Below are 9,078 nucleotides of genomic sequence, written 5' to 3' on the forward strand. Positions count from 1 at the left end.
CTAGAAGGTGATGGCGGGGATGAGCTCGGCGAGCACCATGCAGGCGAGGCCGGCGGCGAGCAGGCTGACGCGGCCGCTTCCGATGCCGAACGTGGTGAGGAGGAAGCAGATGAGGGCGGCGACGAGGAGGATCACGGCGAGGGTGTGCACAAGGCTCCCGGGGTCAGGTAGCTGTTCCGGGGCCGGACATGCGAAAACCCGTCGTGCCGGATGTGGGCAGACGGGTCCTTGCCGCAGATTATGCTTCGCCGCTGATCACGGCGTCAAGCTGCGTGATCGGCTCGGCGGGGTGGTGCGCCTTGGCCAGAGGATTTTTCGGGGAGTTCATACCAGTCGAACAGGGCGTGGCGACCGCTGCCGTGGCGGGTGATGCGGCCTTCGCTGGCCCAGCGGTGGAGGGTGCCGGGTGGGCGGCCGGTCCAGGTGGCGGCTTCTACGATGCCGATGAGGATGGGGTGGTGGGTGGCGCCGTCCATGTGGACATTATGTCCGGTTGGCGGCTTGAAGTGCGGGTAGCCGCGCGGCGAGTTCGTGCTGCTGCTCGGGTGTGAGTCGGGCGGAGATGAGGCCGCGGGGGATGAGGATGACGTCGCCGCCGAGGCACGGCAGGACGTCGAGGGGCAGGGGGAGGGAGTCCGCCATGTAATCCATTGTCCCAAGTGATCGCAGGTTATGAAGCCTCTTCATCTGGGGATCCACCGCTGATCGGGCTTCCTTGCAGTTCAGTAGCGATCCTGCGAAGGTCACCAACCATCCCCTCGCTCGGATCTGCCTCATCGACCTGGCGCAGTCCAACGGCCGCGAAAAATGATGCGCGAGAACGCATAGCTTCCGGTTCGTCCTGCATCGGCGTCAGCGCTATCCATGTCAGGCCGGCGCCTACCGCCATCTGGACGAACTCCTGCATCAGAGTCCGGCCCACGCCTCTGCGACGCGCGTGTGGCGCCACCACCATGGTGTGAACGTAGGCGTGAGGCGGTGGATGATCTGGGCGAGCCAGATGGCCTGCTACATCTCCGTCCAGGACTCCTTCGAGCCAGCCAATGATGCGGCCATCGGCTTCTTCTGCGACGAGGGTTTCCATCCAGTCGAGGAGTCGGCCCATGCGGTAGGTGGTGATCTCGAAATGTTCGCCTGAAGCCTCGACCAGTTGGACGATCCCAGAACAATCCATCTCTGTCGCCTTGCGCACGGCGAAGGCGTCTGTGCCGCTGCCGCTCACTCGCTGACCTTCCTAGTCAGTTCTGTGGCAATGCGCTGCCATACCTGCTCGACCGGTTCGCCGCATTCGCGGGCCAGCTCTCTCAACAGGTGCATGCTCACCCTCGTGTAGGCCACATGCACGGCGGCAGCCCCGAGCTCCGTCGGGTCGCTCATGTCGGGGGCAAATTCGGCGAGCAGGGCGGCGGTCTCAGCTTTGTTCGTGTCGGGGCCGATCTGCACGTAGGCGCTGAGCAACCCGACGATGGCCAACTGCTTCTCGCGTACCAGGATGGCGAGGGCGCGTGTCTCGTTCGGGTCGGGGTCTTCCAGGATGGCGGCTCGGACTTGGGCTACTCGGAAGCGTTGAAACCACTCGGAGAAACGGGTCATACGCGGGTTTCCAGTTTCTTGATGCCGCCGCGGAAGTTCGCGATGACGCGGACGGGCACGTCGTCGGCGGCGTCCTCCCGCAGCGCGGTCTGGACGAAGGCGGCCAGCTCGGCCAGCGTCATACCTGCCTTCGGGTCGGTGGCGGTAGCACGGATTGTTCGGTCGATCACAGTCCCTCCACGGTGTAAGTCACACTCCCTCCGGGAGAAGCGTCTGCCTGTATGAGCAACTTGTAGCGGCTGGCGCGAGCAAGCAACTCTTTGGGGATGATGACGGTGCCGCCAGCCGTATGGGCGATGAGGGAGGCAAGCGCGGCTACCGCATCGTCACGTGCTGCGAGCGCTTCCTCAAGTTCGGCCCGTAGCTGTCGAAGGTCAGAGGCTTGGGTCTCGTTGCCTGTTGGAGAGATGAAGGCCACAGGACTGTCGACGCTGAGAACCGACTTCACGCCTGTCCCGAATCGGCCGATCGACGATCTCGCTAACCGCGTAGGGCGCTCTCCATTAGTCATCTTTTCATCCTCTCCCGCTGCTGCTGGCGCTGCATGAAATCCACCCATTCGCCTTTCCCCCACCGTGCGCCGCAGGAGCCGTAGACGACGGGCATGTCCTCGCCCTCCCACGCTGGCCCCTCGACGACGCCCAGGCCAGCGCACCGCACGATGGATTCGTCGTCGGCGCGGGTGCGGACGCGGCCGCCGCATTCGACGCAGTGCCAGTTGGCGAGTTCGATGGTGCGGGCGTCGTAGCCGAGGAGGGTGCGGCAGGTGGATACCCAGCTGCGGACGGTCGTCAAGGCGTCGTAGGCGTCGTCGAGGCCTTGGTCGTCGGCGAGGGCTGCGAGGTGGATGAGTTCGCGGAGCCGGCCGCCGACCGACCGGCGGATGGTGTGGGTGCGGGTGGCGCGGGCGAGGCGGGCGTGCAGCTGTGCGACTTCGGAGGCGATCTGGTCTTCCAACAGCAGGGCGTCGCGGGCGGGGGCGCGGGATTCGAAGCTGCGGCCGGTGGGTTGGGGGCTCATGGCGCCGTCGGTGTCCCAGCCGGGCGAGCCTGAGGGGGTGGCGGCGCCGGGGATGGCCCAGCCGGCGGAGGTGGTGGTGCGTTCGACGCGGTGGCCGGTGCGGTAGCCGTCGGCGTCGCGGGTGGTGAGGATGCGGTGGCCGGTGGTGGTGTGTCCGGTGACGGCGCCGAGTTGCCGGAGGAGGCCGGGGTCGTGGCGGGTGACGGCGCGTCGTTCCAGTTTGGTGCCGCGGCGGACGGTGTATTCGACGCGGATGGGGGTGTCGTCGAGGAGTTGGTGGATGAGGTCGGCGAGGTCTTCGGCGTAGGTCGGCAAGGTCAGGCTCCCCTGGTGGTGTCGGTAGTGCGGTCGAGGATTTCCAGCAGGGCCTTCGCGTACTGGGCGGCGACACCGTTGGGTGAGCACCAGAAGCGGAAGCGCTCGTCGAGGTAGGTGCGGAACGCGTGGAGCCGGGCGGCGTCGGCGCGGAGCTGGTCGAGTTCGGCGGCGTCGATGAGGACGTGCCGGGTGGTGATGGGTAGGTCGGGGATGTCGATGACGCGGTGGTCGCCTTCGGCGGTGATGACGTCGATTTCAGCCATGGCGGGTGTCCTCGTTTCGGGTGTGGCTGCTGTTGCGTGTGGGCGGGGCTGTGCGCGTTGTGGGCGGGCTGTCGGGTGTGTCCGCGTCCCGGTGGGCGGGGGCGGGCGGAGATTCGCTCACAGGGGCGTATGGCGCGAGTGCGGCTTGTACGGCTTCCGCTGGGATCTCAGGCGGCATCGCGGATCACCTTTCGCTTCCGGGTGTTGGGGCGCTTCGCGGGGTCTTGTGCGGCATCGGCGAGCGACTCGACGGCCAGCGACCAGGCGTCCAGCACGTCGGCGGTCGTCAGGGACGCGGGCGCGTCTAAGTCGCGGAGTTCCGACAGATCAGCCCCGACCATGAACGTGGGGCCGTCCTTAGTGGGTAACTGGTAGAGCCGCATGCCGATCGTGGCGAGCACTTGGGGAAGGCGAGGCAGGAGCCCGGCAGGCATGAGCACCTGAACGGGGGCCCCGGGGGTGGCTTCCGCCGGCAGGGAGGAGAGATCAGGCACGGGTCGGCTCCTTACGTGTGCGGCGGCTCTTGATCAGCAGCTCTCGCCCACATGCCTCAGCAACCCGCTGAGCCATCGGCAAGCTGATGACGGCCTGGTCGAGGAGCACCTGACAGAGGTGCTTCGGGGTGATCTCGGCGCGGCGGGCGACCTCAGCCTGAGAGAGGCCAGAGGCGGCCAGGCACGCGCGCAGCTCGGCGTGGAGGGCGCCCTGAAGCTCAGACATCGGCTCTCCTCAAGCCTCGGAACGGGCGGACAACGAGCTGCCCGTCAGGGCGGCGGATCAGGACGTTGCGGGGTGCGTAGTCGCTGATGCGGTCCATCGGGAACCGCTGGGCAGGCCGGTCCTTGCGCCGCTGGTTCGGGCGGATGAGGACCTCGACGAGCTCGCCAGCCAGCAGGTAGCGGTCAGCCACGGTCGGCCTCCGAAGTGATCTTCCGCAGCAGCTCAGCCACGTCCTCCGGGCCGGTCTCGTACGCGTTCACCTGCGCCCCGCACAGGCACACGCCGTATACGGCGACAGCCATGGAAGCGTCCTCCCACGTGTGTGCGCTCCACCGGGCGCCGTCGCTGCCACTGACCTCGACGCGTTCGGGCCGGAACCCGTGCTCGTAGTGGTCGGGGGTGAGGGCGTGGGTGACACGTCGGATGAACTCTTGCTCCCAGGTCTGCTCGGCCATTAGGAGCCTCCGCCGATGGCGAGGAGCACGCCGGGCACGATCTCCGGCACCCGCGCCCGCTGCCCGGCGGTCAGGTCCAGCTGATCGAGGATCTGCTGAATCGCACCCGCCAACAGGACGCCCTGCTCCTCCTGCAACTTGACCAGCCGCTCATTGCAACCCGCAGCGATCGCCTTGGCCGACACCTCGACCAGGTGCTTGCGCTCCTGCCGGTACAGATCAAGCCAGGGACTCGGCACGGCCTTGCGGGTGGTGTCGGTGCCGGTGTACTGGCCAGAGCCTTTGTCGACCTCCTCGGTGACGCCCCATACCAGTTCGTCTTCCGGCGTCTCGGCGACCTTCTGGCCGAGCCAGGCAACGTGGCCGGCCGTCCGATGGACTTCCTCGAGGAGCGCCAGGGCGGGGGCGATCTCCCGGGGCAGCCCGTACGTTTCGACGTCTCGGCGGGCCTGCTCGTTACGTGCGGCGGTGACGTGGTTCGGGGTGGCGCCGCCGTGCAGCTTGCAGCGGCCGATGCCGGGGTGGTCGGTGCCCCATCCGGCGGTCTGGGTGCAGGTGTCGCCGGAGCCGTCGCGTTTCTTACCGCCGCACTTGCCGTCATGACCTGGCGGGTCGGACGGGGTCGTCATGCTGTGGCCTCCGGGGTGTTGAGGTGGACGATGTATGGCCGGCCGCAGCCGGAGAGGCGGTACGGGCTGGCGGCGGTGGCGCTGTGCCAGTGGGTGCGGCTGCACCAGGGGCAGGTGACGGCGACGAGTCGGGTGCCGGCGGGGCGGGCGGTGACGCGGCGGGTGGTGAGGCATACCTCGACGGGGACCCGGGTGAGGGGTTGGCGGCAGGCGGTGGCGCAGGGGTTGCAGTGGCCGTCGCCTTCGTCGTGGCCGCAGGTGAGGCATCGGGGGTCGCAGCGGGTGGGTTGGGGTGTGGGGAGGTCGAGGACGTGGAAGCGGCGGGTCTTCTTGAGCCGGGGCGGGGTTTGCGTGGGGGCGGCTGGCGGCGGGGTGAGGTCCCAGAGGGCGGGCTGGTCGAGGAGGGCGGTTCGGCGGGTCATGAGGCTGTCCCGCGATAACCGTTTTTGATCTTCATGTGAGGGGCTCCGGAGGGCCGTTCGGGGGTGGCCTGTTCCCTCGCCTGTCCCCCTGTCCCCTCCTCTATAGGGAGGGGACAGGGGACAGGTACTGGCCGGGGACAGGTGGGGACAGGTGTGGGGACAGGCGTGACCTGGGGTTTTGTGTTGTCAGGGGACAGGCGGGGACAGTCAAGGGGACAGGTGAAAATGCGATAGTGACGGGGACAGACATTTCGAGACATTTCCGGCGCGATTCGAATGCTCACGAGACCCCCCTCTGAGCCGCCTTCAACGCCGCGACGATCTCCGAAACGGCCTCGGTTTTGCCGGGCAGCGTCACCCGGTTGTCGCGCGCCCACTTCTTCAGCCCGTCCCGGCCGAGACCGTTCGGAACCCCCCGCATCACAAGATCGTCAACGTAGGTTTGGATCTTCGACCGGTGCGCGTCGGCGACCGTGGAGTCCGTCAGCTCGTGCCGGGTGCGGCCGGGCAGCCACGCCCCACCCCGCTCCTTCTCACCCCGCCGGGTGACGTGGAAGGCGTCGTCGCCCAGCCCGGTCCGGGTGTGGGTGCGCAGCATCTTCAACCGGGTGGTGATCGTCTCGGTGGTCTCGGTGTAGGCGCGCGTCTCGTCGTAGGCGGTGAGCTCCCACACGTGGTCGACGTCTTGAGTTTTCGCCGAGGAGCCGCGGCTGCCCTTCTCGGTGTCCTTGCCGAAGTGGTCCAGGCGCACGCTGGCGATGCCGTCGCCCTTGAGCGGGGCGTGGATGCGGCTGTACAGCTCGAGCCAGGTGTCGGAGTCGTTTTCCTTGCCGGAGATGTAGCGGCTGACGGTGTCGAAGATGACGACGTCGCGGGGCCGTTCGGCGACGATGTCGAGCAACTCCCGGGCGGCGGCGTCGGAGGTGTTGAGTGCGCCGGAGAAGCGGGGGAACAGCCGGTAGTCGAACCGTTCGTGCAGCACTTGGAGGTCGTCGGGGGTGGCGCCGAACGCGGTGAGCCGGGTGACGATGTCGCGGAGGCTGTTTTCCCGGTCGAAGTACAGGACGTTGATGGGTTCGCGGCGGATGTCGCCGAGGCAGGACCGGCCGGTGATGGCGCACCAGATCCAGTACAGGGTGAACAGGCTTTTGCCGACTTTGCCGTCGCCGACGAGGGCGGCTTGTTGGCCGCGTTCCATGAATCGGCCGGGGAGCCAGTCGATTTCGGTGAAGTCGGTGGCGAAGGCGTCTTCCCAGTTGATGCGGGGGAAGCGGTCTTCGTTGTCGGCGGGTCGTTCGGGGGCGAGGTCGTCGGCGGTTTTGAGGAGTCGTTCGCCGAGGGTGCGTAGCCGGTCGGGTCCGTCGTCGGGGTCGAGGGTTTGGAGTTCTTGGATGGTGCGGTGCGCCTGGTAGATGCTTTCGCGGTTGCGCCAGTGCCGCATGACGATGCGGGCGTGGTAGGCGGGGTCGCCGGCGATGAGTGCGGAGCGGTCGAGGGCGAGGAGGTATTCGTGTCCTCCGGCTTGGCCGAGGGTTTTCGCGCGCTGCAGGTAGTCCTTGACGGCGACGGTGTCGGTGGGGGCGTCCTGGTCGACGAGGTCGAGGACGGCGGCGTAGATGATCTGGTGTTGGGGGCGGCGGAATGCCCGTGGTTCGGGGAGTACGGCGCGGATGTGTCCGACGATGTAGGGCACGGTCATGCAGGTGCCGAGGACCGCTTGCTCGGCTTCGAGGTCCCAGATCGGCTCTGGCTCGGTGGTCAACCGGTCCCCCAGGGGCGCGTGGTTCGGGTAGGTGGTCAGGGGTGGGGTGGCGCGGGTCTTCGATGTCGGCGCCGGTGTGTGGCGGGGGTTAGAAGAGGCGGTCGTGCTGCCCGTGGGGTTCCTCGACGACGGGTCCGGCGGTTGCGGCTTTCGCACGGTGGTATTCGGCGCATTTGTCGCAGGTCAGGACGCTGTACAAAGTCAGGCCAGGTCGTCGGCCGGTGATGATGCGGGTGGCTGGGCGTGGGCAGCGGCGGCAGGTGCTGACCCAGGTCATGGGCGTCTCCAGGGGGAACCGGGGAGAGAGCCTTTCGGTGTGTGCCCGTTCCGGACCTGTTCCGCGCCTGTTCCGGGGTGTTCCGGATCGTTCCTGATCCGTCCGGGATCATCCGGTGGCGTCCGGCGGTCACGATGCACCCCCAGAACCCTTGGGGCACCCCTCGTGTTGGGTGGTGCACCAGTGACCACCCGCCCAGTCCACTCCGCCCGGCGCGTATGCCATCACCGCGAGGCCGGTCGCGATCGCCGTGGTGATGCGGCCGCGGGGAACGTCGCGCTTTCGTGGGTTGCTCTCCCAGAGTTGGTCGGCTCCGCAGCTGATCAGGTCGGCGGCTGCGGTCGCAGCCTCCTGCTGTTCCTTGTCGGTCCAGTGGGCGACCTCGATGATCCGCAGAGGCACCATCACTTCCATGCCGATAAGGAGGAGCTCCGTACGGTCGTCGGTCACGCTGCCCCTTTCCTGAGTGCGGCTTCGCGCGCTTTCTGCTCGGCGACGGTGGCTTTGGCGGCGGCTTGCTGCTGTGGGGAGGCACGTTTCTTGCCGCTGGCGATGTTGCGGGCGTCGGTGGTCCAGGAGTCGGCGGTTGCGAGGTAGGCGTTGTAGGGCCGCCAGGAGGGGCAGCCTCCGCAGAGGCAGCGGGCGGGTGGGCAGTAGGCGGTGGCGCCGGGTTCTGGTTGGCCGGCGAGGGCGGCGGGTGTGTGTGCGGCGCATCGGGGCCCGTTCGGGTAGGGCCGTGTCGGCTGGGCGCCGCAGGGTCCGGCGCCGTGTCCGCAGGGTCCTGGGAGACGGCTGGGGGCCCGGCCGCGCGCGGCGGCCGGGCTGGTGGTCGACGACGGGTCAGACACAGACGTCCTGCGCAGCAAGCTGGGCGCGCACCGCGGCGTCGACATCCGCGGGGAGTGGCCAGAGGCCGAGCCGCCCCTTGCACGGCACTGGCTCAGGCAGTTGGCGGACGTCGGCGAGTGCCCAGTGGTGTTGGCCGGGTGCCGACCAGATGGAGCAGCGGCCGGTGCAGGAGTGGATGCTGACCAGGTGGGCGACGGCGATGACGGCGCCGGTCACGTAGTTCGGCTGCTGTCCGTGGCTGCGGATGGTGGCGCGGATGCGCATGTCGTCGAGGGCGTCGCGGTCGATGCGGGCGCTGGTGTGGATGGCGAGAAGCCCGCGGTGCTGGGTGGCCCAGGTGCGGTTCTCGATGCGCTTGGTGCCGTGGGCGATGGCCCAGGCCCAGGGCTGTTGGATGGTGAGGGCCATGATCGGGTCAGCCATGGTCGGCTGCCTCGCCGCTGGCCCAGATCGTGAGCTCGGTGTCCTCGGGCAGTCCCTCATGGACGGCGCGGAGCGCGTGTTCCTTGAGCTCGGCCATGTCTTCGGGGGTTTCGGCCTCCCAGGTGACGACGAGCTCACCGTCCGCGCTCATCTCGTAGGTTTCCTTCATCGGGTCGCCTCCGGTGTCTGCTCGTAGTGGAGGTAGGCGGGCGCGTTCGGCGCCTGCATGGCGAGGGCGGGGTCAGCGAGGACGGCGGCGTGGTGGGCGGCCTGCTGCTCCAGCCAGGCGACGGCGGGGTCGGGGTGGGTCACAGCAGGGTCAGCTCCTCGTCGCCTTTGCAGGGCGG

The 9,078-nt window shown here is 68.2% G+C and carries 20 protein-coding genes; all 20 read right to left on the reverse strand.

The annotated features are described in order from the left end of the window. Entirely contained in the window at positions 1-150 is a 150-nt protein-coding gene (locus ACZ6R6_RS42565) for a hypothetical protein (protein WP_470102625.1), read from the reverse strand. A 113-nt stretch (positions 151-263) separates the two neighbouring features. Then, entirely contained in the window at positions 264-476 is a 213-nt protein-coding gene (locus ACZ6R6_RS42570) for a hypothetical protein (RefSeq protein WP_470102626.1), read from the reverse strand. 7 nt (positions 477-483) lie between these two features. Continuing rightward, positions 484-642 (reverse strand): hypothetical protein, encoded by a 159-nt coding sequence (locus ACZ6R6_RS42575; RefSeq protein ID WP_470102627.1) that lies wholly within the window; start codon positions 640-642, stop codon positions 484-486. A 28-nt stretch (positions 643-670) separates the two neighbouring features. Next, positions 671-1,222 carry a GNAT family N-acetyltransferase gene (locus ACZ6R6_RS42580; RefSeq protein ID WP_470102628.1) on the reverse strand — a complete coding sequence of 184 codons (552 nt, stop codon included), beginning with the start codon at positions 1,220-1,222 and terminating at the stop codon, positions 671-673. Beyond that, positions 1,219-1,593: a hypothetical protein gene (locus ACZ6R6_RS42585; RefSeq protein ID WP_470102629.1), complete on the reverse strand. Its 375-nt coding sequence runs from the start codon at positions 1,591-1,593 to the stop codon at positions 1,219-1,221. Before ACZ6R6_RS42585 ends, ACZ6R6_RS42580 begins: the two co-directional genes overlap by 4 nt. Beyond that, positions 1,590-1,763 (reverse strand): hypothetical protein, encoded by a 174-nt coding sequence (locus tag ACZ6R6_RS42590; RefSeq protein ID WP_470102630.1) that lies wholly within the window; start codon positions 1,761-1,763, stop codon positions 1,590-1,592. Before ACZ6R6_RS42590 ends, ACZ6R6_RS42585 begins: the two co-directional genes overlap by 4 nt. Beyond that, positions 1,760-2,041, reverse strand: coding sequence for a hypothetical protein (locus ACZ6R6_RS42595; RefSeq protein WP_470102631.1), 282 nt, complete (start codon positions 2,039-2,041; stop codon positions 1,760-1,762). Before ACZ6R6_RS42595 ends, ACZ6R6_RS42590 begins: the two co-directional genes overlap by 4 nt. A 59-nt stretch (positions 2,042-2,100) precedes the next feature. Further along, complete coding sequence (locus ACZ6R6_RS42600; protein ID WP_470102632.1) at positions 2,101-2,928, reverse strand: hypothetical protein; 828 nt, start codon at positions 2,926-2,928, stop codon at positions 2,101-2,103. 2 nt (positions 2,929-2,930) lie between these two features. Further along, the gene (locus tag ACZ6R6_RS42605; RefSeq protein ID WP_470102633.1) at positions 2,931-3,194 is read right to left on the reverse strand and encodes a hypothetical protein; all 264 of its coding nucleotides are present in this window, start codon (positions 3,192-3,194) and stop codon (positions 2,931-2,933) included. Positions 3,195-3,361: 167 nt separating this feature from the next. After that, positions 3,362-3,688, reverse strand: a complete 327-nt coding sequence (locus ACZ6R6_RS42610; RefSeq protein ID WP_470102634.1) for a hypothetical protein — start codon at positions 3,686-3,688, stop codon at positions 3,362-3,364. Next, on the reverse strand, positions 3,681-3,914 hold the full coding sequence (locus tag ACZ6R6_RS42615) for a helix-turn-helix domain-containing protein (protein WP_470102635.1): 234 nt from the start codon (positions 3,912-3,914) through the stop codon (positions 3,681-3,683). The genes ACZ6R6_RS42610 and ACZ6R6_RS42615 overlap by 8 nt, the downstream gene beginning before the upstream one ends. Beyond that, positions 3,907-4,104: a hypothetical protein gene (locus ACZ6R6_RS42620; RefSeq protein WP_470102636.1), complete on the reverse strand. Its 198-nt coding sequence runs from the start codon at positions 4,102-4,104 to the stop codon at positions 3,907-3,909. The genes ACZ6R6_RS42615 and ACZ6R6_RS42620 overlap by 8 nt, the downstream gene beginning before the upstream one ends. Then, positions 4,097-4,369, reverse strand: a complete 273-nt coding sequence (locus tag ACZ6R6_RS42625) for a hypothetical protein (RefSeq protein WP_470102637.1) — start codon at positions 4,367-4,369, stop codon at positions 4,097-4,099. Before ACZ6R6_RS42625 ends, ACZ6R6_RS42620 begins: the two co-directional genes overlap by 8 nt. After that, positions 4,369-4,998 (reverse strand): hypothetical protein, encoded by a 630-nt coding sequence (locus tag ACZ6R6_RS42630; protein ID WP_470102638.1) that lies wholly within the window; start codon positions 4,996-4,998, stop codon positions 4,369-4,371. Before ACZ6R6_RS42630 ends, ACZ6R6_RS42625 begins: the two co-directional genes overlap by 1 nt. Next, complete coding sequence (locus ACZ6R6_RS42635) at positions 4,995-5,420, reverse strand: hypothetical protein (protein ID WP_470102639.1); 426 nt, start codon at positions 5,418-5,420, stop codon at positions 4,995-4,997. The genes ACZ6R6_RS42630 and ACZ6R6_RS42635 overlap by 4 nt, the downstream gene beginning before the upstream one ends. A 280-nt stretch (positions 5,421-5,700) precedes the next feature. Further along, entirely contained in the window at positions 5,701-7,182 is a 1,482-nt protein-coding gene (locus tag ACZ6R6_RS42640) for an AAA family ATPase (RefSeq protein ID WP_470102640.1), read from the reverse strand. 406 nt (positions 7,183-7,588) lie between these two features. Continuing rightward, on the reverse strand, positions 7,589-7,909 hold the full coding sequence (locus ACZ6R6_RS42645; protein ID WP_470102641.1) for a hypothetical protein: 321 nt from the start codon (positions 7,907-7,909) through the stop codon (positions 7,589-7,591). 390 nt (positions 7,910-8,299) lie between these two features. Next, the gene (locus tag ACZ6R6_RS42650) at positions 8,300-8,731 is read right to left on the reverse strand and encodes an ASCH domain-containing protein (protein ID WP_470102642.1); all 432 of its coding nucleotides are present in this window, start codon (positions 8,729-8,731) and stop codon (positions 8,300-8,302) included. Next, the gene (locus ACZ6R6_RS42655) at positions 8,724-8,900 is read right to left on the reverse strand and encodes a hypothetical protein (protein WP_470102643.1); all 177 of its coding nucleotides are present in this window, start codon (positions 8,898-8,900) and stop codon (positions 8,724-8,726) included. Before ACZ6R6_RS42655 ends, ACZ6R6_RS42650 begins: the two co-directional genes overlap by 8 nt. Further along, a complete protein-coding gene (locus ACZ6R6_RS42660; RefSeq protein ID WP_470102644.1) occupies positions 8,897-9,043 on the reverse strand; it encodes a hypothetical protein in 147 nt (48 codons plus the stop codon). The genes ACZ6R6_RS42655 and ACZ6R6_RS42660 overlap by 4 nt, the downstream gene beginning before the upstream one ends. Positions 9,044-9,078: the final 35 nt, after the last annotated feature.

The sequence above is a fragment of the Streptosporangium sp. NPDC048886 genome, assembly GCF_055586905.1.